The sequence below is a fragment of the Leptospira ainazelensis genome (assembly GCF_016918785.1).
GTDB classification, from domain to species: Bacteria; Spirochaetota; Leptospiria; order Leptospirales; family Leptospiraceae; genus Leptospira; species Leptospira ainazelensis.
This window is the reverse complement of sequence record NZ_JAFFPT010000038.1, coordinates 88,241-113,581: the sequence shown is the minus strand read 5'-3', so window position 1 is coordinate 113,581 and position 25,341 is coordinate 88,241. Positions and strand designations below refer to the sequence as shown.

The 25,341-nt window shown below is 42.7% G+C and carries 21 protein-coding genes; 13 read left to right on the top strand and 8 right to left on the bottom strand.

What is annotated here, in order from left to right; genetic code table 11:
* Positions 1–2 precede the first annotated feature (2 nt).
* A complete protein-coding gene (locus JWG44_RS10635) occupies positions 3–743 on the bottom strand; it encodes a hypothetical protein (protein ID WP_408611950.1) in 741 nt (246 codons plus the stop codon).
* A gap of 217 nt (positions 744–960) precedes the next feature.
* Between JWG44_RS10635 and JWG44_RS10630 the strand changes: the two genes are divergently transcribed.
* Positions 961–2,505, top strand: coding sequence for a peptidase M30 (locus tag JWG44_RS10630; protein ID WP_205274931.1), 1,545 nt, complete (start codon positions 961–963; stop codon positions 2,503–2,505).
* A 359-nt stretch (positions 2,506–2,864) separates the two neighbouring features.
* Here the strand turns inward: JWG44_RS10630 and JWG44_RS10625 are convergent, their stop codons facing one another.
* The 4 genes from JWG44_RS10625 to queA form a co-directional block, all read right to left on the bottom strand.
* Complete coding sequence (locus JWG44_RS10625; RefSeq protein WP_205274930.1) at positions 2,865–3,173, bottom strand: YbaB/EbfC family nucleoid-associated protein; 309 nt, start codon at positions 3,171–3,173, stop codon at positions 2,865–2,867.
* A 126-nt stretch (positions 3,174–3,299) separates the two neighbouring features.
* Entirely contained in the window at positions 3,300–4,691 is a 1,392-nt protein-coding gene (locus tag JWG44_RS10620) for a hypothetical protein (RefSeq protein ID WP_205274929.1), read from the bottom strand.
* 296 nt (positions 4,692–4,987) lie between these two features.
* Positions 4,988–6,610: an AAA family ATPase gene (locus JWG44_RS10615; protein WP_205274928.1), complete on the bottom strand. Its 1,623-nt coding sequence runs from the start codon at positions 6,608–6,610 to the stop codon at positions 4,988–4,990.
* Positions 6,611–6,654: 44 nt separating this feature from the next.
* On the bottom strand, positions 6,655–7,692 hold the full coding sequence (gene queA / locus JWG44_RS10610) for a tRNA preQ1(34) S-adenosylmethionine ribosyltransferase-isomerase QueA (RefSeq protein WP_205274927.1): 1,038 nt from the start codon (positions 7,690–7,692) through the stop codon (positions 6,655–6,657).
* A gap of 141 nt (positions 7,693–7,833) precedes the next feature.
* Here queA and JWG44_RS10605 point away from each other — a divergent pair, with 141 nt between their 5' ends.
* From JWG44_RS10605 to JWG44_RS10565, 9 genes are all read left to right on the top strand, one after another.
* Positions 7,834–9,198 carry a glycosyltransferase family 87 protein gene (locus tag JWG44_RS10605; RefSeq protein WP_205274926.1) on the top strand — a complete coding sequence of 455 codons (1,365 nt, stop codon included), beginning with the start codon at positions 7,834–7,836 and terminating at the stop codon, positions 9,196–9,198.
* An 18-nt stretch (positions 9,199–9,216) separates the two neighbouring features.
* A complete protein-coding gene (locus JWG44_RS10600) occupies positions 9,217–10,368 on the top strand; it encodes a glycosyltransferase family 4 protein (protein ID WP_205274925.1) in 1,152 nt (383 codons plus the stop codon).
* Entirely contained in the window at positions 10,365–10,967 is a 603-nt protein-coding gene (locus JWG44_RS10595) for an LIC20162 family protein (RefSeq protein ID WP_205274924.1), read from the top strand. Before JWG44_RS10600 ends, JWG44_RS10595 begins: the two co-directional genes overlap by 4 nt.
* Before the next feature lie 9 nt (positions 10,968–10,976).
* The gene (locus JWG44_RS10590) at positions 10,977–12,356 is read left to right on the top strand and encodes a hypothetical protein (protein WP_205274923.1); all 1,380 of its coding nucleotides are present in this window, start codon (positions 10,977–10,979) and stop codon (positions 12,354–12,356) included.
* A gap of 96 nt (positions 12,357–12,452) precedes the next feature.
* Entirely contained in the window at positions 12,453–13,868 is a 1,416-nt protein-coding gene (locus JWG44_RS10585; protein WP_205274922.1) for an MBOAT family O-acyltransferase, read from the top strand.
* 15 nt (positions 13,869–13,883) lie between these two features.
* Positions 13,884–15,044, top strand: coding sequence for an SGNH/GDSL hydrolase family protein (locus JWG44_RS10580; RefSeq protein ID WP_205274921.1), 1,161 nt, complete (start codon positions 13,884–13,886; stop codon positions 15,042–15,044).
* Positions 15,041–16,438, top strand: a complete 1,398-nt coding sequence (locus JWG44_RS10575; RefSeq protein WP_205274920.1) for an MBOAT family O-acyltransferase — start codon at positions 15,041–15,043, stop codon at positions 16,436–16,438. The genes JWG44_RS10580 and JWG44_RS10575 overlap by 4 nt, the downstream gene beginning before the upstream one ends.
* 9 nt (positions 16,439–16,447) lie before the next feature.
* Positions 16,448–17,515, top strand: coding sequence for a DUF1574 domain-containing protein (locus JWG44_RS10570; RefSeq protein ID WP_205274919.1), 1,068 nt, complete (start codon positions 16,448–16,450; stop codon positions 17,513–17,515).
* Positions 17,512–17,856: a nucleotide pyrophosphohydrolase gene (locus JWG44_RS10565; RefSeq protein WP_205274918.1), complete on the top strand. Its 345-nt coding sequence runs from the start codon at positions 17,512–17,514 to the stop codon at positions 17,854–17,856. Before JWG44_RS10570 ends, JWG44_RS10565 begins: the two co-directional genes overlap by 4 nt.
* Here JWG44_RS10565 and JWG44_RS10560 read toward each other — a convergent pair whose 3' ends face one another.
* Positions 17,857–18,270, bottom strand: coding sequence for an ExbD/TolR family protein (locus JWG44_RS10560; protein ID WP_205274917.1), 414 nt, complete (start codon positions 18,268–18,270; stop codon positions 17,857–17,859).
* Positions 18,267–18,791, bottom strand: a complete 525-nt coding sequence (locus tag JWG44_RS10555) for a MotA/TolQ/ExbB proton channel family protein (RefSeq protein ID WP_205274916.1) — start codon at positions 18,789–18,791, stop codon at positions 18,267–18,269. Before JWG44_RS10555 ends, JWG44_RS10560 begins: the two co-directional genes overlap by 4 nt.
* Before the next feature lie 159 nt (positions 18,792–18,950).
* Here JWG44_RS10555 and ubiE point away from each other — a divergent pair, with 159 nt between their 5' ends.
* The 3 genes from ubiE (at position 18,951) to JWG44_RS10540 (ending at position 23,254) form a co-directional block, all read left to right on the top strand.
* Positions 18,951–19,691 carry a bifunctional demethylmenaquinone methyltransferase/2-methoxy-6-polyprenyl-1,4-benzoquinol methylase UbiE gene (gene ubiE / locus JWG44_RS10550; protein WP_205274915.1) on the top strand — a complete coding sequence of 247 codons (741 nt, stop codon included), beginning with the start codon at positions 18,951–18,953 and terminating at the stop codon, positions 19,689–19,691.
* A gap of 473 nt (positions 19,692–20,164) precedes the next feature.
* Positions 20,165–21,817, top strand: a complete 1,653-nt coding sequence (locus JWG44_RS10545) for an LruC domain-containing protein (RefSeq protein WP_205274914.1) — start codon at positions 20,165–20,167, stop codon at positions 21,815–21,817.
* 42 nt (positions 21,818–21,859) lie between these two features.
* Positions 21,860–23,254, top strand: coding sequence for a PrsW family glutamic-type intramembrane protease (locus tag JWG44_RS10540; RefSeq protein ID WP_205274913.1), 1,395 nt, complete (start codon positions 21,860–21,862; stop codon positions 23,252–23,254).
* On the opposite strand, the gene JWG44_RS10535 is transcribed toward JWG44_RS10540, so the two are convergent.
* Positions 23,237–25,300, bottom strand: a complete 2,064-nt coding sequence (locus JWG44_RS10535; RefSeq protein WP_205274912.1) for a hypothetical protein — start codon at positions 25,298–25,300, stop codon at positions 23,237–23,239. The genes JWG44_RS10540 and JWG44_RS10535 overlap by 18 nt on opposite strands.
* Positions 25,301–25,341 lie beyond the last annotated feature (41 nt).

Below are 25,341 nucleotides of genomic sequence, written 5' to 3'. Positions count from 1 at the left end.
AATCAATAAGAGAGAGGGTTCGATTCTCCCGGATTTGAATAAAGAAGAATGTCCCCTTTGTCCACGGGAATCCCTTCGGCGGTGACTTGTCCGGTCGTTTCGATCGTTTCCAAGGCTCTTACCGGATAACGTTTCCCGTTTTCTTTTTCCAAAACGATGGATGCGTTTTTACGAACCCGGGACAATCGAAGACCCCAGACTTCGAGAATTTTTCCCCCGCTTTCCAGAACGAGCGCGCTGATTCGACTCGGATCGGAAGAGATCGCTTTTCTATATTCTCCGGAGGGTGTTCCGGGAATAAAATCCGGTTGTATCGAAATGAAGTTTTGTCTTCTTGATTCCAATTCAAAGATGAGATGATCGCAGTCGTAGGCTCGAAGGAGCGCCCAGCGATTTCCGGACTCTCTGTTTGTAAAAACTCTGCAAGATTCCGGAACGAGTTGAAAACCGGTTTTGGCGGGTTTTGCAATTCCTTCGATTCTTGTTTCTTCCCGATTTTTGCTCAAGGTTACGCTCAATTGAGTAAAGATAAATTTCGAATTCTTCTTTGCCGGGTTTGTATCCAAAAACAACTGTCTTACGAAATAACCCTCTTCTAATTTTTCAATTTTAGAATAGTATTCCCCGGAGGCGATTTTTAAGAATGCGGTTGGATGTTGTTCGATCCTTTCCTCCCTTGAGGAACAAGATGCCGTAGTTAGGATCCAGATTCCTATCAGAATCGAGTGTTTTGCACATCTTATAAAAGGATCGATAGGAAATATTTTATCCAATGTTGATTGCTCCTGATTTGAGGGAGAAAGATCCTGACAAGTTACGGGGGCAAGAGAGAATCTCAATCAAGTTTCCGCTCTCCCTTCGTTACAAAAAAACATGTCGGGATCCTTTTTTACATTCTATGGACCGCTCTCATCGAGTCAACGTTCTAGATTGTATGTCTTTTTTCGTCGAATCATTTCGATGAAGCGAAATTTTCGAAACAATTTTGGAATTTTTTCGGGGATCTTTATCTGTCTTTTTTTTCTCGACGCTTGTTCTTTGGAGGGTGTTTTCCCTTCTCTTTTTCCTTCCGAAAAACAGAAGTTAGGCGCTCAGTATGTCCAGGCTTTGATTCTCACCGCGATCAGTTGTAGCGGTCCCGGTAAATTCTGGGTAAGGGACATTACAAAAAACTCATCTTATTGTCTTCAAGCGAGTCTCGTGGGAGAAGGAGATACGGTTTCCGTCTACGCAGAATTCGGACAAGAGCAGAATCTGGATTACAAAAATATTGTTCGAGAATTCGATCAGAAAATTTTTCCAAAACTCAGCGCCGCCTTCGGAACTCCTTCCGATATGGACCAAAACGGAAAGGTTCACATCCTTTTTTTGGATATTCGCGACGGAAGCAAACCCGGAAGTTCCTTCGTCGCGGGTTTTTTCGATCCTTTCGATTTTCTTTCCGACGATCCCCGGTCGAATGTCCGTTCCAATACAAAAGAAATTCTTTATATAGATTCCGTGCAGTTGAAAGAATTGGCCGAAAAGGATCTCGCTTTAGGAAAGTCGGATACGATGCTTTCCACGATCGCTCACGAATTTCAACATCTCATCCGATTTCAATACGAACTTCCCGATTATCTTTCTCAAAAGGTTCGGGATGAAACGTGGTTGAACGAGGGAACAAGCGAGGTCGCGAGCGATATCGCCGGTTATTCTCCTCAGACAAATCGTATCCAGTGTTATCGAGGAAACGTTTCCGGAGTATGTGCGAGAGGAGTGAACGGTTCCACCATTTTCGGGTCGGCGAATTTTTCATCGATCGTGGATTATTCTTTTGCTTACGCCTTTATAAAATATCTTTACACCGTTTCCGGAACGAATCTTCAGGAAAGAAATTCTTTCTTTAAGAAAACGGTCGCGGGTCCGTCGATAAGAGCAAAAGACGCGCAGAGTTTAGCCGAGATTTTTCTTACTTCTCCCGCAGTGACCTCTCTTTCGGCGTCTCAGAAAAACGATCTCGGAATTTCAGGTGAAACATCCTTTGTCCGTTTGTTCGCGGCCTTTCTCTGGTTGTCGACGGGAGAAACTACTCTTTCGGAAGCTCAGTTGGGTGTGGATTCTGCGGGAGCGGCCGGTTTTAAAACAGGAATGGAATCCGTTCTATCGGCTCTTCCCTTTCCTCCAGCGAATCAAGACGGAGGAGAGTTACGAAAGTTGTATGACACACAACCTCTTCCTTTTATTCTTCCCCTTTCCAATCTCAAGCCGGGGCAGTTTCATTTTATCGATCAGAATCGGAGCAACACCGGAACTCAACCGGCGGTTGTTCTTTTGAAAAAGACGGCTCCAAGTTTAAAAATTTTACAAGTCAATGCGGATCCGTATCGTCTCGGTCAGGTTTCCCAATCCGTAACCAAAACGAACGACGAGGGGGAGGTTTTTTTTCTTCCGGAGACGGACGGTCCGGAGATCATCTGTCCTCTTGAATACTTTCATTCTTCCGATCGAAATAGAACGGAATAAGAGTTTGCCCCAAAACTGAGGAATGTAGGAACTCCATCAAATTCTAACAAAAAGATGCCGGTTAAAAAGTTAGTAAACCTCTAAAGCAACGTAATTTGTGGGAACTCCTCCGTTTTCAATCGAACAAACCTTCTCTCGAAAAGGGAAAGATATCGCATTGTAAGTTCTTCGTAGGAGCTATTACAAATTTTCTTTCCGATTTTTGGACAACTCTGTAAGGAATTTCTTACAATCTAAGAATTCATTTCATTCGAAACGATTGTTCCGACAAAGTCTCTCTTTAAAAAATTCTTGCAATCGGACTTAAAGCGCGTAGGGGATAAAATTTTCGGAAGAATCTTTTTTCAAAAAGAAAAGAATCATTCCATTCCGGGGATCATGCCGCGGAATTCGCCCATTCTTTCTTCGGCGGCTTTTTGAGCGAGTTCCAGAGAGCGTGTGACGGCCTGTTTGATACTTTTTTGTAAAAGTTTTTTATCGTTTTTCGCGAGAAGTTCGTCTTCGATGAGGATGTCTTTGATGTTCAGTTTTCCGTCCGAGATACAAGTTACGAGATCGTTTTTCGACTTTGCTTCGAAAGAGAGAGACATGAGATCTTTTTCCACTTTTTTCATTCTCACGCGCATCTGATTCATCTGCTTTAGGGATTCTAACTTGTTTCCAAACATTCTTTGATTCCTTTTGAATCTATTTTATTTTAGGATGAATTTCACTCCGCGATTTTTTTTCGCGTAGGAGCTCCTCACCCGATCAAATTTCCGAACGTTAAAAAAACCGGCAACCAGAAAAGAAAATCAGAAGGATAACTCCATTCCCAAAGAAGTGAAGTATTCGGAATAGTATTGTGAATAAGCGGGAAGACGGAACGGACCTACGTCTGTGTAGATCACACCCTTTGAAAGATTGTTTCGAAAGTTCATAAAAAAGATCGCGTTCTGAAAACTCGTCTTTCCTCGAAAGCCGGCGGAAAAAGAACGAAGCGGTTCGTCGATCTGCGTGTTGATTCCCGTGTTTCTCTGGGAGATCAGGTTGTAGTAGTTGTTCCCGAGAAACAGAGAATATCTTCCTGCAGGATCTAAGAGCATCGTAAAACCCAAGGTAGTCGCGTCGGATTCCGGAGTCATATAAAGACCGTTGTTTCTTGTAGTCGGATCGGCGGTATAACTATAACGGATATTGAGAATGATTTTTGTAAAATCGATAAACATCGAAAAACGCGCGGCTTCCGGATTGTAAAGACCCTTGTCTTTTTCCTTATTCAAAACCGAAGTTTGAAACGAAAGACGTCGGATCGGCTGGATATTCGCCTGCCATTCGATCACACGTCCGCTGCTGTTACCCATTGCCTGATTTCTAAGAACGGGATTGTTTCCCATATTCGGATCCGCATTGAGCGCTTGAGAATTGGATACGGGAGAAGAATAAAGAAAACGGCTCGAAGCCATGCTAGAATTTCCGAAAGAACTTCCGGAGACGATCTTTGTATTGATGTAATCGTTAGGTTTAAAAGAAAAACCAGCCATCGAATAACCCTGATCTTTTTGATCGGCGGTATAAGGAAGTGAGTTTCCGGTTTTAAGAATCGCGTCCACTCCGGGTGCGACGGAATAACTCAGTTCAAAGTTGTCTAACGTGGATTGATTGATACCGGTCTTATCTCCGCTTCCGAACGGATCGGATTTTCTTCCGCGAAGAGAAGGAGCCAATTCCGAAAAAGGAGACAAAGGACGAATCGAAGAATTCAGTTGCACCTTCCCTTGTTTTCCGCCAAAAAAGCGCGCCCCGGTCCAGTTTGTATTCTGATCGTTAAAAAGAGAATCCGGTTGATTGGATGCGAGAGAATCCTTAAAAGGAAAAGGACTCCAGCCGTTACCCGATTTTGCAAAATAAGAGCCTCGGTCTTCTTGGATCCCAAAGGATTTTTCCCCTTCTCCTAAGAGGTCGATTCTGCGAGAACCAAGAATACGGAAAACCTGGATATCTTTTTGTCTTTCTTCCTCTTTTATTTTTAGAGTCGGCTGGAATTTGGAAGGACTTTCGTTTTCTTCCATCGGCAGGGAGTCGATTTTGGGAAGATTGTCGGGCGTTTTGACCTGAGCGATAGAAATGAGAACCCCAAGTCCCAGTGCGGATAGGCCGCTGACCAGCAAGGAGGATTGAATATTGATCGCCCCGATGAGTCTCATTTTCTTATCTTTATTTAGTATCGGTAATCAGAATCGAAGGATCACCTACAAATGCAAGTCTGGTATAAGACGAAGAGTTTTTAAAGAATCCAAAGAAACTAGGACTCTTTTTCTCAGAGCATTTGGGTATCTATTTGAGCTATCCACGGTTTGAAAGCGCCTTTTGCGGAGAGACAGAGCAGAAATAATTCAAAAAAAACGAGATTGATTCCTTCCATCCAGTTTCAAAACCAAGGGGGTAGCAGGAAAGAAATTTTTTATAGAATTCTGTCTCATCGACACTCAAGGCCTATTTCTCATTCGTGCTCTTCTTCTTTTTTCCGATCGATTCTTTCCTCTATCATGTGGAACAGGCTTCCCTGAGGATATTTTCCGTTTTTACCGAATTTTCCCGCGGGGATTCCAAAAACTTCCGGAATCAACTCTTCCACGTGAGAACAGGTGTAGATTTGGAACTTTCCTTTCTCGATCGCCTTGCGAATATGGGCGGGAAGATTTAAGTCTCGAAGATTCGAAGTTGGAATGTAAACCCTGTATTTATCTTTTGTATTCCCAACTATTTGAATCATGTCATACCAAGCCGCAATCTTCGTGTTTACCGAGCCTACTGGAAGAATTTCTCCATACTGAGAAAGGGCTCCCGTCACGGCGATGCTACATGGAATTTCCAAACCGGAAAGCGCCGAAAGAATCGCGAGCAACTCCGCACAACTCGCGGAGTCTCCGTCGATCGGAGAATAGTTTTGTTCAAACAAAATCGAAGCGTCCAAACCGAAGGACTGGATATGGGAGAACATTCCTTTAATATAAGATTGTAATATGAATACTCCCTTATCGTGTAAGTCCCCCGAAAGATTCACTTCCCTTTCGATGTTGATAAAATTTCCGGAACCCAGAGCGACGCGCGCGGAGACTTGGTTGACCTGACCGAAATCCGACAAAGAAGAATGCAGAAGAATGACTGACAAACCGTTGATTCTTCCCGTCTTTTTCCCTTTGAGTTGAATCGAAGTCAGACCTTCCCGTATACTTTCCTGATATCTTCTTTTGTGAACCGCGATTCTTTTTTCGATCGTAGGAATTGCGGATTCTACCTGAGCGCGGGTGATCGTTTTTTTTTCCTTTTTAAAAAGAACAAGAAGTTCTCCCACAAAGGTACGAAGTTCAGCGAAAGAAAGAGAAAGCCTCGCCCTGCTGTCATTCCAACGAAGAGCGATTTCGAGTAACGCGTCGACGGCGGAAGAATCAAAACTTGGATAACCCGGTTTTTCCCAGGAATGAATGAGTCCCCCGAAAAGCTGAAGATTCTTCTTACTTTTCATCACCGCTTCATACGGAAGATGAATCTTAAAAGAGAAACTTTCGTAGAAGTCGGGATCGACTCCGGAGATAAAATCCACTTCTCCTTCTTCCCCCGCGAGAATCAAACGAAAGCGGGTGTTGATCGAAGGATGAAAACGGTTCATCTCTTTGGAGCCGGTCATTTCGGGGAGAGTCAGAAAGTCTATGCTTCCGGTTTGCAAAACTCCTTTTACAAGAAAGTATAAGTTTGGGTCTTCGGTGAGAGCCCGCATCGGTAAAAGTAAATAACCTCCGTCGGCCTCCACCATTTTGCCGGCACGGTATTCCGAGTTTCCGGGAAAACCCGCGAGTGTTAAGAATCCCGGATGGGGATCGCAGACCACTTTGATTCCTTTTTTCAAATTGGAGACGTATTCTTGGAGTAAGGTAAGATTCGATTCTAAAGAAGGACCGGTTATGAGAATATTGGAGAGGATACCCGGATTTTCCAGAGCCTTCGGTAAGGAACTCAGTTCTTCTCTGTGGAACGCCAAAAAATCGGGAAGGCCGTTTTTGGGTCTTTGTTTTCCCGCGTGAAGTTTGATTTCTGCCTGAGCGGCGGTTATTCTTTTTATCACTGAAGACGATTGTTCCCTAGTTCCCCTCGGTTATCAATCATAATCTAAGATAGAATCAGCATCGCGTCTCCGTAGGAATAAAATCGAAATTCTTCTTGGATCGCTTTTTGGTAAGCGCGCAGGATCAGTTCTTTTCCCGCAAATGCGGAGACGAGTAAAAGAAGGCTTGAACCGGGTAAATGAAAATTTGTGATCAGACCTTCGCAGCTTTGCAGTTTATCTTCCGGTTGTAAAAAAAGTTCGGTCGTACCGGCGCCTGAGCGAAATGTTTTTGTAAGAGGATCGTATGTGGATTCCAAGGCTCGAAGCGTCGTGGTTCCGATGGAAAGAATTCTTCTTCCTTCTTTTTTTGCAAGGTTGAGAATGGAAGCGCTCGATTCTTCCAAAAAAAATTCTTCACGATGCAATTTTTTATTTTGAAAATTTTCTTCCGTGAGTGGTTGAAAGGTTCCGTAACCGACCGTGAGTTCCAAGGTGCAGATTTGAATTTTTTTTTCTCTTAGAGTTTGAAACAAGGATTCTGAAAAATGAAGACCGGCTGTAGGAGCTGCAACAGATCCGGGGGTTTTTGCAAAAAGGGTCTGATAACGAATTTCATCTTCCGAGTTCGCTTCTCTTTTTAAATACGGAGGAATCGGAATCTCTCCGATTTCTTGAAAGTCCTCTTCCTGCAATTCTTTATCCGGTTTTAAAAAAACGAATTCTTCTTCTTTTCCTTCGACTTGAAAAAAACGAAGTCCGGTCTTAACGTCTTGAAGTCGATCCCCCGTTTTTAGTTTTTTAGAATTTCGAATCTTACATCTCCAAAGTCCGTCCTTGGTTTCGAGGAACATGACCTCATGGGTTCGAAACGGATTCTTCAGATAGACGCGGCGTTTGCTTACTTTGGTGTGATTCCCGATCAACACGTCGCCTTCTCTCAGATAAGAGGTTATGTTTTTGAACGTTTCTTCGATTCGGATTTCGCCTCTGGCGACTTCTACAACCATGAGTCGGCTCTCGTCCCGATTCTTTGCCGGATAACGCGCGATTCTTTCTTCGGGCAGTTCAAATTCAAATTCTTCAAGATCGGAAAACAACATTCTATTTGCAGTGGATTTGGAGAATGCTCACGGGTGAATCTTTTTTCTAACAAGAGAAGGATTCCTTCTTTAAATCGTAAGCGGAAATGTAGGAGAATTTTATTGGTTGGCTTTTCGAGTGCGATCAAAAAGTGTTTCAGAATGCAATTGAGAGACCGGAAAACCTGGATTCTTGCGGGAACGATTTTATTTTTCTCGCTCCTCTTCCTCAATGGGATTTCCAAATCGGGAAATCGTTCCGATTTCAGAGATTACTACAACGCGTCCGTCCGTTTTACCGAAGGAAATAATTTATACAACTTAGAACAGATCGATGAGATTCTCGAAAAACTCCAAACGGGAGAAATCAAAGTCGAAGACACGTTTACTCCAAAAGTCTTTATACAGCTCAAAGAAATGATGGAAGGATTGGGTTCTTATATCTATCCTCCAACGTTTGCGTTTTTGTTGATTCCGATTTCTATTCTTCCGTATCAAGTCGCTTCCGCAGTTTTTTTGAGTCTGAACTTTTTAGCCCTTCTCGGTTTTTTATACATCCTTTCGATCCGGCTTTCCATCCAAGGGAATTTGGTTTTTATCATAGTTCTTTGTCTTCTCAATCTTCGTTTTTTGGAAAATCATCAGAACAACAACCAAGTCGGTTTTCTTTTGATGTTTTTGATTTTGGCTTCCGTACATACGAAAAAGGATTGGTTGTCCGGTTTGTTGCTCGGTCTTGCGATCGTAATCAAGTTGACTCCGGGAGCCTTTGTCCTTTTCTTTTTGATGCAGAGAAGATACTGGGCCGTTTTTTACACGTTTGTATTTTCGGTTTTTTGGATTCTTCTTCCTTGTATTTATGCTCCGAGTTTTACGATCGAGATGACCTTGACTTGGAAACAGTTGATCTTGGACAATTATCTCAAGTCTCCTTTGTTCCGCGCTTGGAAGAATAACCAAAGTTTGAACGCGACTCTCGCAAAATACTTTCTCAATTACGCGGACGTTCTCAACCAATCCCAACTCGGTTATCCCCTTGTGGAACTTCCGGAAAAGGCAGTAAAAGGAATTTATTATATACTTTCCTTGGGTCTTGTGATTCCTTTCTTTTGGAAAGTTTTTGTTAAACGAAAGGAAGAATTGACCCTCGGTTGTCTGTTTATTTTTTCGATCCTCTTCAGCGGAATCTCTTGGGTCCACGCGTTTGTTTTTCTTTTGTATCCGTCCGCGATTCTTCTCCATCGTCTTTGGACTTTTGTGGAAGCGGAGGTTTTGCCGGTTTGGAAAACCTTGACCGATTCTTTCTGGAAAAAATGTTTGGCCTCGCTCAAAATCTTGTTTGCAAATGATAAAGTGAGTTTTTTCTTTCTGATCGGATCGTTTTTAATTCTTCTCTGTAATCGATCTGTAATCGGCGGAGGAACGGAAGAAAAGTGGATGATGGCGTCGTATCTTCTTTACTTTGCGATCTTTCAGTATGTCCTTCTTTTGTTGATTCCAGACAAAGACCCGCTAACGGAAAAATAAAAAAGAATTCTTACAAAGATGACGATCCGAACGAACGAACTCAAATACAAACCTAGGGTGGGTGTGGACGTGCGCCCCCTCGCCTACGGAATCACCGGAAATTCAAGATATCTCGCGGAAGTTTTACGAAGGCTGATCACGAGCGAGTCCCCGCTCGAATACTATCTCTATTCCAACAAACCGATTCATACAGTATTTTATGATATTCTTTCAAACCAACACTCGAGATTTTTTCTAACCGGAAAACTTCCCGGGGTCGCGTGGTTGAATTGGACGATTCCAAGAAGAATCAAAAAAGATCGTCTCGATCTTTTTTGGGGGACGCTTCAACTGTTGCCCTTCTCCTGCGGAAGCGCGTTGACCGCGGTCAACTATCACGATCTCAACTTTCGTTCCGCTCCGGAAACGATGACGAACGCGAACTACTGGCAACACCGGATTCTTTCTCCGAGAACCTTAAAAAAAGCGGATCTTGTGTTTTGTCTTTCCGAAAATACGCGCAACGATATTCTTAAGTTCAAGCCTTCGTTGGACTCCAAGTTGAAAGTGGTTTATCCCGGAGTGGATTCGTTTCCGATTCTCAGGGAACCTCTTCGTAAACTTCCTGAAAATTTTTTATTTACCATAGGAACCCTCGAACCTCGAAAGAATTTGGGAACTCTCGTTTCCGCTTATCGCAGGCTTAAAAAAGAAGATCCTTTGTTTCCGTATCCGCTTGTGATCGCGGGTCGTCTTGGATGGAAGTCGGAAGGTCTGACCGAGTTATTAAAGGAAGGAACGTTGGAATCGGAAGGAATTTATTTCGTAGAAAATCCTGCGGATGAAGTTCTCGCTTGGTTGTATCGGAACTGCGTTTCCTTTTTGTTCCCTTCGATTCACGAAGGATTCGGACTTCCTCTTTTGGAAGCGCTCCGAGAAGGTAAACTCTGTGTCGCCTCGGATATCCCGGTCTTTCACGAAATTTTGGATCAAAAGGTGGATCTGTTTGCGGAACCTCTGAGCGTGGATTCTTGGGTTTTTGCTTTATCCCAACTCAAAGGGAAAAAGTTGGAACGACCTGAAGTATGGAATGCATCGGAATGGACTTGGGATCGGACCGCAAAAAAAATCGAAGAAGGTTTGATCGATCTCTGGAAACACAGAAAGGAATTACATCCTCAAAAAGTATGAAACAAAACGAAAAAAGAATTTATTCCGGCTGGGATTCTTTGAACGCGAAAGACGCGACTTTTGGAGTCCCCGTCTATTTAAAGATCAATCCGATTCCTCCGATTTTGATGACAATTTTGGTAGGAGGAATTCTCTACGTTTGTTATCTTCTCGGCGGTTTGTCGGCTTTGTATCTTCAGAAGTTCACAGACTTTTTATTGATTCCTAAGGTTTTGAATCTTCCGATCCTCCAGAATCCTCTTTTGTATCAGAGTGTAGGATATCTTACATTCGGCTATATCGGCCTCGCTTTTATTCTCGACTGGATTCGTTTTATCAACAGGACTTGTTTAACGAGAGTTTCGCTCAAAGGAGATCTTTTATCCGTGGAAACGCGCGGTTTTTTCGGAAAGGACGTATCTCATTGGAATCGAAAACAGAGCGGGGTGCGGATCATTCACAAAACGGGTGTTTTGCGAAGACTCCTGGGTTTGGAAAGAATCCGGATCGTAGCTCCCGATCTGAGATCGGAAAACGTAACGTCTCAGTCGGGAATCCTTTCTCCGTTTTTTTTTCGAGGCCAAAACCGAAATTTCGTCTCTTCTCTTTTATTACATTAGAATTATAGAATGTATTTTTTTTCCGGAACTAAAAATACGTCTCAGGATAGGATCTTTTTTTCCTTTCTGATTCTTTTTATCTTTTGTGTTTTTTTGTTCGATCTTAGATTCCTTTCCAGACACTACGACTGGGACGCGATCGTCTACGCCTACAATATCAATTCGGATCTTATCTGGAGAATTTTTTATAACCCTCATCATCTCGGTTTTGAAAGTGCGGGTTATCTCTATCTCAAACTCTGGAGAGAATTCTGGGGAAAAGACTCGGTGATGTTCGGGCTTCGTCTTCGGATTTTGGTTTCGGCGCTCTTATTTTTGTTTTGTTTTATTTGGTTGTATCGAAAAATCTACGCGGACACGTTAGGCGCGATTATCCTGGGTTTGGCGATCCATTTTTCGCAAGGATTCTGGTTTTACGCGCAACACAACGACACTCCTCTGATTCATTCTTGTCTTACGGCCCTTTTGTATCTTTCCTGCGTCTATTTTGCGAGAAAGGGTCATTCTCCGATTTCGCTTTTTGTCTTGTTCGGGATTCAACTCTGGAGCGTTTACTTTCATCAGTCGGATATTCTATTTTTGCCTTTGGTTCCGATTTCGATTCTTCTTTCTAAGACCTGGAAAGGAAAAGAATTCGAACTTTCTTGGAAACTTCGTTTTGCATTTGTGTATTGTTTCGCTCTTGTAGGAGCTCTTACACTTTCCTATCTCTACGTAGGATTTATCCTACTCAACAGAAATCTTTCGGCTCCTCTGGACAGCGAGAAAAATTTTGCAAACTGGCTCTTCTTGTATGCGACCAAGGACAAATGGGGAAATTCTCCGGAATCCAAAAACTACGTTATGAACTTCTATCGCGGGATCGGAGACGCGTTTCTAAACTTCGAAGGAGTGAAAAACGGACTCAGAGTGCGGTTGAATTCATGGGAGAATCGGGAAATTCTTCCTTACAATCTCAATCTAACGTTTTGGATCTCGATTCTTTTTCTTTTTCTTTTGAATCTTAAGAATCTTTGGAAACGTTTTCGAAACGAGACGATTCTTCTTTCCTTCTGGTTAATCCCTTCGATCTTATTTTATACTTGGTGGGAAGGATACTTTTTCGAATTTTGGGTGGGGACGTCGATCGGTATGATTCTTCTTGCCGGTCTTACCTTAAAGTCTTTGGAATTTCGCCCCTTTCTTTTCGGAAGCCGCGCGGTCTTTCATTCCTTTCTTATCATCTGGGTTCTTCTTTTATTTCTTGTGAATTTTTCCTATTCCACTTATCCTCGTTCCTCGAAAAAATCGGTGAGTTATATCGAGGGAATCGAATTTAAATTGGAAGCCATTCTTCCCGAAAAAGTTTATCCTCCCGAATCTCCTAAAACCGGTCTTTTTGCGCGGTAAATCAAAGGTTTGAAACCCCTAAATTGATGTTGTAAGGATATTCTATTTTGAAAAACTGCTCTTCAGGTCTTTTAAAATACTGAATCAAGACGAACCATGCTCTTTAATTCTCTTCACTTTTTATTTTTTTTTCCCATAGTCCTCATTCTCAATCATCTGCTCAAAGGCAGGATCCAAAGAATTTTTCTCTTGGGTGCGAGCTTTTATTTTTACATGTCTTGGAGAAAAGAATTCATCCTTCTTTTGCTCTATTCGATCGTCATCGATTACTTCGCTTCTCTAAAAATTTCGGCGTCTCCTCAAGGTTCCAAAACAAGAAAGGTTTGGCTCGTTCTTTCACTCGTCACGAATCTCGGTTTACTCGCCTACTTTAAGTATACGAACTTCCTCTTGGGAGTCGTAAACGATCTGACTCCGATCGCAGGTTTTAAATTCGCGTATTACGATATCATTCTTCCGGTTGGAATTTCATTCTATACGTTTCAATCGATGAGTTATACGATCGACGTCTATCGCGGACAGATCGAGGCAAAAAAATCGTTTCTCGATTTTGCTTTGTATGTTTCATTCTTTCCTCAGCTTGTCGCGGGGCCGATCGTTCGCGCCCAGACGTTCTTTCGAGATTTGGATATTCCTCTTCCGGTCAACAAGGTAGACATTCAAATCGCGTTCTGTCAGATTCTCATCGGCTTTACGAGAAAGATCGTATTCGCCGACAACCTCGCGAAAGTTGTCGATTTCACGTTTAAGAACCACGCGACCCTCAATCCGATCGAAATTTGGACGGGGGCTTTGGCTTTTGGCTGGCAGATCTACTTCGATTTCGCGGGTTATACGGACATCGCGATCGGCGTCGCGAGATTGTTCGGTTATAAGTTCGATTCAAACTTCAACTTTCCGATGGTTGCAAGAAACATAACGGATCACTGGTCTCGCTGGCATATCTCCTTTTCAACTTGGATCCGGGACTACATCTTCATTCCGTTAGGCGGGTCCAGAGGTTCGGTATTTTTAACGTATCGGAATATTTTTATCACCTGGTTTTTTGCCGGAGTCTGGCACGGCGCGGCGTATCACTACATAGGCTGGGGTTTATGGCAGGGAATTATGATTCTTATCAATAGAGAATACGGAAGAACCAAGGTCGCAACGTTTTTGAATGAAAAAGGCGGTCGAGTTTACGATATCGCCGCAAGAATTTTTACGATGTTTTGCCTAACGTTTGGATTTATCATGTTCCGCGCGGAGACGATGGAAAAGGCGATTCCGATGATGAAGGCCCTCGTATTTTGGGTTCCGGGCGGATTCTCTTCCGTAAAAGGATACACCAATTACACATACGGACTTTTACTCTTGGTTTGTTTTGTGGCTTCTTATCTTTTTGCTAAAAATAATATAGAGAAGATCGTAGAAAGCCGTTGGAAGTTTATTTTATTCTTCCTTGCTAACGTATTTATGCTTTTGATCTTTGGAATCACGGAAAGCCAGAGTTTTCTCTACTTTGCATTTTAGGAACCCATATCCGTTATGAAAGAATATCTTGCATTTTTGAAAGATTCCAAATTTTGGATTCCAGTTTTGATCCTTACATTTTTGGAAACCGGAATGCAGTTTGGTTGTTACCGTCCATTCTTGAAAAAAAATTCATACGCCGCGAACGTTTCCAGAATCACGAATCATGTTATCGATAAACAAAAGGAATTCGATCCGGACATTCTCATTGTAGGAACTTCGGTCGCCTATCAGGGATTATCTCTTCCGATTCTAAACAAAGAATTGGAACCCATCGGAAAAAGAATTCAGTCCATCGCAATTCCGGGAACCGAGTTGATCGTTCAAGATCTCGCCGTACTAAAAACGCTTCCCCACTTTAAAAAAGTAAAAACGGTCGTGCACGTTTTTGAAATTACAACTCCTTGGGTCGGTCAGAAAATTCTCAACCTTCACACTCTTGCGATGATCTCCGAGTTTGATCGTTTGCAAGTTTATCCGAGGATTTACGATTTCGGTTACGAAGTCAAAGCCGACGATCTCGCTTATATCACGTTGAAGTCGATCGCTTATCGAAGAGACATTCAGGATTTGATCCTGAGTCCTTCCAAACGAATCAAAGATATCGGAAAACGTTTTAAAAAAGAGAATCTAGAACCCTGGGATTACGAGAATTCTTATAAAGAAAAGATCAGCATGTATCCGATCACAGACGTCCCGGACTGCGTCGCAAAGACCGATCCTGCGAACGGACAGACGATCCCGGAAGGTTCGGATCGATTTCACAAAAAAGCGATCTATGATACTTGCGTTTTGTCGAGCAATCCTCTCAATAACGCCGTGGAGGACGACGTCACGAGACAATACTTCGATCGACTGAAAATTTTGCACGATGAGATTCGAAAAATCGGAAAAGAAAACGGACAAGAGATCGAAATCATCGGAGTGGTCGCGCCTTACAGTCAGCTCATCCAAGAATGGAGACTCGAAGAACGCAACCGAGTCTGGAAACGGGAATTACAAAGAATCCATCCTTCCAAACCGGTTCCCTTGTTCGATTATCAGACTCTTCTGGACGGAGCCGACAACGGAGATTATTACTACGACTTGATTCATCTTAACAAATGGGGAATGGAAAAGTTGAGTTATGCCTTTGTGAAAGATTTGAAAGAGACTCTTGTAAAGGAAAAGAAATGATCTTTACTTCCACACTCTTCCTTCTTTTCTTTTTAGTCGTATATCTTTTTTACTGGGCTTACAACGGAAGAAAATACAGAGAATGGGTGATCGTGATCGCCTCTCTCGTGTTTTACGCGACTTGGAGCGTTCCGTTTCTGGTTCATTTATTAGCGATTCTTTATGTAAATTATCTTGCGGTTCGAAGTCTTTTTAAAAACAAAAGTCTAACCGTCTTGCGCGGGATCGTCATTCTCGATCTGATCAACCTCGCGGTTTTCAAATACTTCTACTTCTTTACCGAGAATTTTTACGCGTGGACACACTGGGGATTTTTGGATCAGAAGACTTTCGGTTTTCAGATTATACTTCCGCTTGCGATCAGCTTTTATACGTTTCAGATCATCGCCTTTGTAGTGGACGTTTATCGGGGAAAAATTGCGGAAGACACCGGGTTTTTTCGATTTGTATTGTTTATCCTATTCTTCCCTCAACTGGTCGCCGGGCCGATCATGAGACATCAGGATTTTTTTCCGATCTTGGATAAGGTAAGAATCAAACCTTCCTTTGTATATGCGGGGCTTTATCTTTTGGGACTCGGAATCGCAAAAAAAATCCTGGTCGCGGATAACATCGCTTCGTTGGTGGATCCCGTTTTTCGAAACCCGAGCGAATACGACAATTATTCTCTTTTTTTAGCCGTACAAGGATTTACTTGGCAGGTCTATTGCGACTTCAGCGGTTATACGGACATTGCAAGAGGTTGCGCCTTTTTGATGGGATTCAATATTCCCGTAAACTTCAGAGCGCCTTTTTTCAGTCAGAACATCCAGGATCTCTGGAGACGTTGGCATATCACTCTCGCAACCTGGCTTCGAGATTATATCTACATTCCTTTGGGGGGATCAAGAACTTCGGAGCCGAGAGTGTATCTAAATCTCATCGCCACATTCACGTTAGGCGGCTTTTGGCACGGGGCGAGCTGGACCTACGTGATCTGGGGCTTTTGGCACGGGGTTTGTTTGGTGATCGACCGTCTGATGGATCGATTCGGAATACCAAAACTCCCTGAAAAGGGAATCTTTTGGTTTGTGATCCGAGCTTCGTTTATTTATTCGATTTTTGTGATCGGAGCGATTTTTTTCCGTTCTCAGAATTTAGGAGATACTTGGTATATTCTAAAAAACGGACTCTTTTGGATCGCCGAACCCGCCAAACACGTGTTAAGAACCGATCTGGTTGCACCCTTTTTAATCGGAGGTTTTCTTTTACACACGCTCGAATATTTCGAAAAAACTCCGAGGTTTTATTATCGATATAAAAAAACGATCGTCGCGGTCTTTCTGATCATCCTCGTTCTTCTTCTTTCCAATTATGCGGGGAAAGGACAGGACTTTATCTACTTTCAGTTTTGAGGAAGAATCATGAGTAAAGAAAAACCCAAATATATCCTTCCCTTTTTTCATAGTAAGCTGTTATGGGTTCCTCTTTTATTTTTTGCCCTTGCATTTTTTCTGGATCGATTTCTTTCTTCGGATCTAATCCGGCCTTATACGGAAGCCGGCGCTGAATATTACTTTTATGAGATGAAGGACCGCGTATTATCGGCGCTTGTAAAACGAAAAGAATCCGCTACGCCGGAAGAAAAAACTTTGATCTTTTTTGGAACCTCTCACATGGGAGAATTTTCCTTAGAGACGATCCATAAAAAAAGAAAGGAACTGATAGTTTATAATTTTTCGGCGCCTTCCGCTCCCTTTTCGTATCACAACTACAATCTCGAAAAGATTTTGTCCGCCGGAGTCAAACCCGATTACGCGGTTATAGAATTTTATCCGGATTCGATGACCGATTTTTGCAATCGTTATCCGCTGCGATATTCTTATGATCTTCCGTATTTCTTGCGTTATGCGGACGAATTTTCTACGAACGACTGGGATACGTTTTTAAGGTCGAGAGTTTTTAGAACCACGGTGTTTCCTCCCCGATTTAAGGAGGCGATACAAAGAATCAAGGACCCAAGTTCGAAAGAAATGATGCTCGCGATCAAAAATCTTCTGATGAACGAATCCGATAAGTTCAACGGAGGAATTCCGAACGTATTGCTCGCGAACACTCCACCCGAAAAACTCGAAGAAGAAGCGGCGAAATATTACAACGATATCTATCGATACGTCAAAATATCAAACGTCCAAAAACAATTCTTATTTCACTTTTTGGAAACCGCGGAAAAAAACGGGATCAAAGTGATTCTCTGGTCCCCGCTATTGTATTCGGGGCTTGAATCCCGCGTTAAGTCCGCGGAATTCTATCCTTCTTGGGAAAAAATCCGCAAAGAAACATTAGAATTTAAGAATGTGTTTCCTTTGGATATGAACGAATTCCGCGATCGGGTGAAATGTCAGAAGTTTATCGATCCTCATCATCTAAGCGGGGGATGTTATCCCGAACCGACTGAAATTCTAATCGATCATTTGGATAATAGACGTTGAAAGAAGACGAACTTTCACTCAACGCAGCACAGGCGAAGGTCGACGAGTGGATTCAAAATTTCGGAGTTCGTTATTTTTCCGAACTCACAAATCTTGCTATCTTGGTGGAGGAAGTCGGAGAATTCTCAAGATTAATGGCGAGAAAATACGGAGACCAGTCTTTTAAAAAAGGAGAAGATCCGGACGGAATCCCGAAAGAGATGGGTGATATTCTTTTTGTTTTGATCTGTCTCGCCAATCAGATGGGGATTTCATTGGAAGATGCGCTCAAGGCCGCCTTACGGAAAAATACGGAAAGAGACAAGGATCGTCATAAAGAAAATCCGAAACTTCGGTCTTGATCATTCTTTTTTGACGGCTAAGTGTAATTCTTTTAAACCTGCGTCTTTGAGACTGTTTACCACGAATACAAATCTTCCGTAGTCGGCTTCCTGATCGCCGTAGATCCAAAGAACGGCCTCTTTGAATTCTCCTTTGGAAACGATTCGTTTCCATTCTTCTTCCGAAAACTCATTTCCTTCGTAACGGAGATTTCCTTCTTTCAAAAGAAAAATTTCCTTTTTGGAACCGACTCCGCCGGTTGCGGCGTTCGATTTCGGAAGACGGACCGGAAGGGAATGAACTTCCTTTTGAAAACTCATTGCGACCATCGCAAAAATGAGAAGAATAAAAACCACGTCCAACATGCTCGTCATGTCGAGTGGAGAATCCTCCCCTTCGAGAAGGTTTTTTCTTTTTTTTGTTCCGCCCTTCATTCGAAACGTTCTTCGGTTCCGTTTTGAATCGTTTGTTTGATTTCGATTTCGGTTTTATGTAAGAGCATCTTCAGATATTGAAACCCTAAGATGGAGGGAATGGCCGCACAAAGACCTTGGATGGTCGTGTTGAGAGCGAGACGAATCCCTTCCGAAAAAATTTCCAGACTTACCGTTCCTGCGTTTTTCATTTCCTCAAAGGCGACGGAAATACCGATCACGGTTCCGAGAAGCCCGAGCATGGTCGCAATTCCCGCGAGATTTCGAATCCAAGCGGTCATCGCTTCCGGAACAAAAAATTCTCCGGTAAAAAATTCTTCCGAATTTTCCAGAATCGATCGGAGATAAGAACGGGAATGATTTTGATTTCCGTTTTGAGCTTCTTCTTGAAGACGAAATAAAATTCTTCTTTTGAGAATCGGAAGATAAGACCAAACTCTTAAAAAAAGTCCGAGATTGATAAAGCTCACAACTAAGATGAGAACCGTGACCCATCCTCCCTTTGCAAACAAAACGTCCACGTAAGAACCCCCAAACTTAGGAACAGATTGCCACTTCGTCTTCCTTTGTCATTCTAATCTTGAAATCGATTGAACCGGGCAAAAAGTTTTTCCCAAAAGAATCGTCGAAAAAACTCTTCTTGCCAAGCCGAAACATTTTGAAAACATTTCATTAGTCCTATGTCAGAATTTAAGATGCCAGAGACCGAGCAGAAAGCGGGTTTTGTCCGGGAAAACTTTAACAGGATCGCGGAAAAATACGATCGTTTCAACGACTGGAACAGTTTTTTACTTCATCGTGTTTGGAAAAATCGTCTGGTAAAGGAAGTCGAGAAGAATCTGGATTCTCATCTAAAGGTTATGGATCTTTGTTGTGGTACCGGCGACATTTCGGTCCGTCTGGAAAACTCTCCTTCGGTCGATCATGTGACTTGTGTCGACTTCTCCGAAAATATGCTCGAAATCGCGAAGACCCGTCTTCAAAAAAAAGGGAAAGAAGGAAGAGTAGATTTTCAAGTTGGAGACGCGACACAACTCAAGAATTTTAACAACTCTCAGTTCGACGCAGTTTCGATCGGCTTTGGTTTGAGAAACGTGGACAACCTTCCCAAAGCGATTCAAGAGATTTATCGGATTTTGAAACCCGGCGGCCTTTTTCTCAACCTCGATGTGGGAAAGGTGAAAAATCCTCTCATTCGTTGGGCGGCTGATTTTTATTTTTTCAAGATCGTTCCGATTCTCGGTTATATTCTCTGGGGAGGTAAGAATGAGATGTTCGACTATCTTCCCGTTTCTTCCCTTTCCTATCCGAGTCAGGAAAAACTCCAATCGATCCTGGAGGAAAACGGATTTTCCGAGGTACGATTTCAAAACTTCGTTTTTGGAAACGCCGTTTTACACATCGCAAAGAAAAAATCTTAGAATCCGATCGTTTTCTTTCGAGAAAGAGGATTTTTTAAAATCGGAATTTCATACCGAATTTAGTCCTTTCTTCCATCAAAGAAATATTCAAAAATCATAATGTTCTTGTTTAAAATTCGTCGCTAAAAATTTTTAAAGGCCGTATCGAATCGTTGAGTTGTTTAGGAAGTGTCTCGAAATTCTGAGATTGTTTAAGAAGTTTGTCCCAAAACCTCAAAGAAAAGATGTGAGAGTTCCCACCTTTCAAGGTTTAGGGGCAGATTCAAAGTTTTGCGACTTCTTGGGAAAAACGGGACAAAACCGTTTTCAATTGTCTTGTTTTTGTTTGAAATACCGATGAAAAACAAGGATTCGACTTCTTACATTCTTTGCAATTTGCAGGAATCCGCTAAAATGATTACTTTTTTGTAGTAATTACTACTTAACGTTTCGTCTCATTTTAAATCAAACTGATAAAAAGAGATATAGGGATTATGAAAAAATTAATTCTTCTGCTACTTGTTTCGGGCATGTTGGTGGATTGTAGTAATAAAAAGAAAGGTGCGCTATGGCCTTTGTTGTTTTTGTTAAACACGAATTCGACGAGCGCTCCTGCGAGCTCGGAAACAGCAACCGCTTCGAACGGCGGTTCGGTGGTGATTGTTTCCGTTCCTGGTAACAACGCCGCGCCTAGTATTTCCTCGGACAATACAACTACAACGCAAGGCGCGGGAAGTTCAGAATCCGATTCTGCCTCCAACGGAAATTCTGCTTCCGGAGGAAATTCGAGTTCATCCGATGTAGGAAGTACAACTCCGCCGACGGGGGACAATTCCGGGACTGGAAATAATACACCGCCGATCACGGGTGTGATTACCGTTGGCGATCAAGTGGGAACTCCCGTATTCAATTACAATACAGTTCAGACGATTCCGCTCAATCTTATCGTCGTGGACAACCAATCACAACCGATTCCCGGAGCGACAGTAATCGTCTCCGACAATAACGGAAACATTCTGTTCCAAGGAGTTTCCGATAGCGTCGGCAAAGTTTCCGGAACGATTACCGTAGAAACTTCGGTCGGTCAGATCACACTCGAAATCAGCGCTGGTGGAGAATCGATTTCCAATGTCATCAATCTGATCAACGTGATCGGTATCAATCGTGAAATCAAGTATGAGATCCTTTTACCGGTTGTTGCAGCTCCTACGGATTCGGACGGAGACGGGATTCCCGATACTCTGGATTCTTATCCTCAAGATCCGACCCGCGCTTCTCTCATTCGTATTCCCTCCGAAGGTGTGAGTACGGTTGCCTATGAAGATCTTTATCCGAGTGCGGGAGACGCAGACTTAAACGACTACGTTCTTCACATCCACAACGAGGAAGACCTCAATGCGGCGGGTGATGTGATTCGTCTGAGAGGAACCTATCAGCACGTTGCGAGAGGAGCCGGTTACAGACATACCTTTCATCTCAAACTTCCGGTCGCAGTAGGAGCTTCCTTTTCCAGAAAAGTGGTTCGTGAAGACGGAAAAGAAGTCACTACTCTGAATACAAAAAAAGTTACCGCTTCGGATCTAAATCAAGGAATTCAAATCCATGAAGAATCGAACAAAACCGTTTCCAATCCGAACGTAAATCCGGGCGGCGTTTTCAAACCGGGTCATATCGCGACGATAGAAATCGTCTTTGATTCTCCCGTTAAAAAAATCTCGCTTGGAAACTATCCTTACGATATTTTTATCAAGGTGATCAACACCGGAAAAGAAATTCACTTTTCGGGTCTTTATAAAAATTCGAACGGAACGGATCTGTATCTCGACTCGAATCAGTTTCCTTGGGCGATTTTGGTTCCTGGCGCTTGGAAATATCCTTACGAAGGTCTGGATATCCGAAAGGATTCTCAGAGCGGATATAGCGAGTTCAATCTCTGGGTCGCTTCGAACGGAACTTCTTATAAGGATTGGTACAAACACATCACAAACCAAGCCAAGGTTTTCCCGGTACCTGAAGACGATTCCGGATTGTTAGGATTTTTGTTTTTGGGAGTAAAGGAGAATGGAATTTTTGTAGCAATTCTTCTGATGGCCGCGGGCGCTACCGCCGCATTTCTTTTAAAAAGAAGAACTCTTTCCAGAGCCTAAACTTCAACAGAAGAGGAACATATTCCGATAATCAAAAGGAATATGTTCCTCTTTTTTGGAATCGAAGAATTCCTTCTCACCTTTCTCAAATTCGGGACTGCGATTTTCGCGACCGTGTTCTACTGGCTTTTTTATCGCAACACTTACTATCACCCGGAACGAATCAGCTTTGATCTTTCCGCCGTATTTTCCGGAGTTTTCACCGTTGGGCTCGCTATCTTTCCGGAAATCCTCTCTCAGAAATATTTGAATGAAACCTCTTATCTCGAAAGAGCCTTTTTCGGAAGTTCCTTTTTGGAGGAAGTTCCGAAACTTCTCGTGATCCTCTGGTATTTTAAGGGTTTAAAAAAGGTCTACAACACTTCCGACGGAATTTACTTCGGACTTACGTTAGGCGTAACATTCGGTCTTCTGGAAAATCTTTTTTATTCTCCGATCTTGGATTTTTGGCCCCTGTTTTTGCGCGCGGTCACTTCGCTTCCGATTCATACGTTTACCGGCGGAATTTACGGTTACGCAGTTTTGGAATACTATCAATCCCGACCTTCTTCCTTTAATTTTTTAGGGCTTTTTTACAGTCTCGCAGGTTGTTTTCTTTTACACGGAATCTTCAATTACGTTTTGCTGATAGACGGAGACTCGATCCTTCTTTTACCTTTGATTCTCGCATCCGGATTTTTTATCTTGGAATATTTGTTAACGATTTCACAGAACATTCTTCCCATAGAAGTTTTACAGTCGATCGGGCTTTTTAAGGACGACTACAGGGTTGTTTCCAAATTCACCAGATACGATTCTTGGCTGCGGGCAAGTCAAAGTCTGGAACAAAAGAAAATATCGATTCCTTTTTTTAGAAATTTATCCACGGGAAAAATCGTAGTATCTTCGATTTTGTTTTCGATTCCGGCGGTTCTATATTCTATTTATTTAATGTTTCCTGAAAAAATTCCGGTCCTTTTGGGGGGAATTAGAATTTCCGAATTTATCGGGCTTTTTCTGGTTTATCCGATTTGGCTTTGTATTTTGATCTTATCCAGAGGTATTCTGAATCCTAGATTTTTTCGCGAAAGAATTTTGAGGATTCCCTTGTTTATCGCGGTTTCTATCGTTCAGGAGGAGAGAGAGTATCATTCGTTGGCCTATTCGCTTTCCAAAAAAGGGTTTTATTCTCCGGTGGATCAATCTTTGCGGATCGGAGATCGAGTCTATGTGACCTTTTACGTCGCGGGAAAAGAATTTCAGAATATATTAGCGATTCCCGTCTGGATGAACGTAAGGGAAGACGACCCCGAGTTTGAATCGGGCGCCGTATTTATTTTTGTAAGCCCGCCTTGGAAACTTCTTTTCTGGAGATTGTTTATAAGGGTCAAACAACAATTACAGAATATAGCAGCTCAGATACGACACCAGCGAAACGGATCAACGCACTCGATTTAAGCCGTCAAAATCCTCCGCGAAAATTCCGAACGTTTCTATCTGAGATTCAAAAACGGATCCGGAAAGAATTTCCGCTCTCAAATACTTCGCTCTATCGGGAACAATTAGGCCGACCGCACTCGGATTCAGAAAAAGCGGTAAAGTTTTAGATTGGATCTCGATCCAGTTCGGATCCAAGAAGGACCAACGAACATAGGTTTTATCTTCCTTCGAAATTTTTTGCGAAGCGGGGACAAAGGCGCGCAAATTGATCGGAGCCTTTCCGCCCAAAACCCAAGTAGCGCCGGAAGAAAATTCATGAAAGCGGATTCCATTCTGATTTTGATTTTGTTTTTTTGCCATCAATTGATAGGTTTTCAATTCCGCATAACGGAACTCCGGACCTCTCAAATTCGGAGCGATCTGAATCAGGGAATAGAATAAAAAGACGGAACCCAAAATCAGGGCTAACAGATTGAAGCCTCCCCCAAATCCTCGATGAAGTTGTCGACTCAGAGGTGCGGAAGAAGTAATCAACCAAAGACAGAAGAAGGCCGCGGCTCCCGAACTTCCGGTCCAAGGCATAAAGAAAAATACGATCGGCAAAAGAAGAATCAGGACTTTCCAGTGGTTTCGATACGCGATCTCTAAACCGATCCAGACCAAAAAAACAAGGGAGAAAAGAATTCCGCCGTCGTGAAACAAAAAGACAAAAGAGGAAAGAAAGAATTCCCGGATTCCGCCCGGAGGAACCAAGTTCACCGATCTGGAATCGATCCAGTTGAGAGCAAAACTTCCGATTCCGTTTCCAAACCAGAGAGACGGTTTAGCCCAGTTCCAAGCCGCCCTTGTCTGAATCCAACCCTCCCCCCAAAAAAGATCCAGAAAACGACCGAGATTGCCTGCGGGGCCGCGATAACCTTTACTCCAAGCCAAATGGAATTCTTGCCAAGGTTCGTAAGACCAAGAGAAGGAGCCGAGCCAGATTAGAAAAACGATCCATCCAAACCAGAGGACTACGCAGGTAGGAATGTAAGACCATCTCCACCATTTGTTTCGGATTTTAGGAAAATAACTTATAGAAAAAGCGTAGAGTAAGGAACTAAAGAGTAAGATCCAAGCTCCCGCGCTAAAATGTTTTCCTAAGACGACAAAGGGAAGAATGAGACCAAAACCGAGAAGAATCGTTGTCGGAGTTCGCCAGCTTCTGGAATGGAGATAATAGAAGAAATAAGAGATCAAAAGAGGAAAAAACCAGTTGAGAGAACCTACTTCTCCCAAAAGCCCCGAGACAAGATAAGAATCTCCGATCATAGGAGTAAAGGGAAGCGCCGAACTACGGGTTAATCCTTGGATTAAGAACATTAGAATATTCAAAAATACTCCGGCAAAAATCCCCTGTCTCCAATACTTAATCGGAGAATCGCTTTCGTGGGACGAGGATTCTTCCGCTAAAAAATAAAGAATCGCGAGCATCCAGGATCCGAAAAAATCCAAACTCAAACCGAACGCGTATCTCGAACTCACACCCGGAAGAAATACGGTATCTAAGATTCCAAAACCCTTAAATGGAGGAGCGTTGAAATAGACAAAAAAACGTTCCAAAAGAAGAAGCGCGATAAACGCGAGAATTCCGGTTTTCGGATTTTGATAAAAAGGAAGAGAAGACTTATAAGGACGATTGATATAAAAAAAACGGAATATAGGATCCTCTTCGTTTACGGTTTGAGAATGAAACGTGGAAATATATTGCCTCAAAAAAATTCCAAAAGTCGCGCCCGCGAACAAACCGCTCAAAGAACCGAAAACAGCCTCCTTTTCATACAGAAGTCCAGGAAGGATGAGAGCTCCCGCCATCGTGAACAGTCTTCCCGGTTTGCGGTGATAAAGATTGGGAATGAGTCCGAACAAAAATTGGATCAAACCGATCGCTACGATCCCGGACCCTTCCGTTTCTCGAACAAAAAGAAAACTTCGAAAAAGAATATAAGAGAGAATGGAACAAAGGATGAGTCCGAAAAAAGTAGGAGTCCGAAGAGGCTTGAGTTTATTGAATAATCCGGGCACGAATAAAGAGGATTTTGTAAAAAGAGTCAGATTTCAATCTA

What these genes read in the sequence shown, in the direction of transcription:
- JWG44_RS10630 (WP_205274931.1), top strand. Translation starts at nt 961, where the DNA reads ATGAAGCGAAATTTTCGAAACAATTTTGGAATTTTTTCGGGGATCTTT.
- JWG44_RS10625 (WP_205274930.1), bottom strand. Translation starts at nt 3,173, where the DNA reads ATGTTTGGAAACAAGTTAGAATCCCTAAAGCAGATGAATCAGATGCGC.
- JWG44_RS10620 (WP_205274929.1), bottom strand. Translation starts at nt 4,691, where the DNA reads ATGAGACTCATCGGGGCGATCAATATTCAATCCTCCTTGCTGGTCAGC.
- queA (WP_205274927.1), bottom strand. Translation starts at nt 7,692, where the DNA reads ATGTTGTTTTCCGATCTTGAAGAATTTGAATTTGAACTGCCCGAAGAA.
- JWG44_RS10605 (WP_205274926.1), top strand. Translation starts at nt 7,834, where the DNA reads ATGCAATTGAGAGACCGGAAAACCTGGATTCTTGCGGGAACGATTTTA.
- JWG44_RS10600 (WP_205274925.1), top strand. Translation starts at nt 9,217, where the DNA reads ATGACGATCCGAACGAACGAACTCAAATACAAACCTAGGGTGGGTGTG.
- JWG44_RS10595 (WP_205274924.1), top strand. Translation starts at nt 10,365, where the DNA reads ATGAAACAAAACGAAAAAAGAATTTATTCCGGCTGGGATTCTTTGAAC.
- JWG44_RS10590 (WP_205274923.1), top strand. Translation starts at nt 10,977, where the DNA reads ATGTATTTTTTTTCCGGAACTAAAAATACGTCTCAGGATAGGATCTTT.
- JWG44_RS10585 (WP_205274922.1), top strand. Translation starts at nt 12,453, where the DNA reads ATGCTCTTTAATTCTCTTCACTTTTTATTTTTTTTTCCCATAGTCCTC.
- JWG44_RS10580 (WP_205274921.1), top strand. Translation starts at nt 13,884, where the DNA reads ATGAAAGAATATCTTGCATTTTTGAAAGATTCCAAATTTTGGATTCCA.
- JWG44_RS10575 (WP_205274920.1), top strand. Translation starts at nt 15,041, where the DNA reads ATGATCTTTACTTCCACACTCTTCCTTCTTTTCTTTTTAGTCGTATAT.
- JWG44_RS10570 (WP_205274919.1), top strand. Translation starts at nt 16,448, where the DNA reads ATGAGTAAAGAAAAACCCAAATATATCCTTCCCTTTTTTCATAGTAAG.
- JWG44_RS10560 (WP_205274917.1), bottom strand. Translation starts at nt 18,270, where the DNA reads ATGAAGGGCGGAACAAAAAAAAGAAAAAACCTTCTCGAAGGGGAGGAT.
- ubiE (WP_205274915.1), top strand. Translation starts at nt 18,951, where the DNA reads ATGTCAGAATTTAAGATGCCAGAGACCGAGCAGAAAGCGGGTTTTGTC.
- JWG44_RS10545 (WP_205274914.1), top strand. Translation starts at nt 20,165, where the DNA reads ATGAAAAAATTAATTCTTCTGCTACTTGTTTCGGGCATGTTGGTGGAT.
- JWG44_RS10540 (WP_205274913.1), top strand. Translation starts at nt 21,860, where the DNA reads ATGTTCCTCTTTTTTGGAATCGAAGAATTCCTTCTCACCTTTCTCAAA.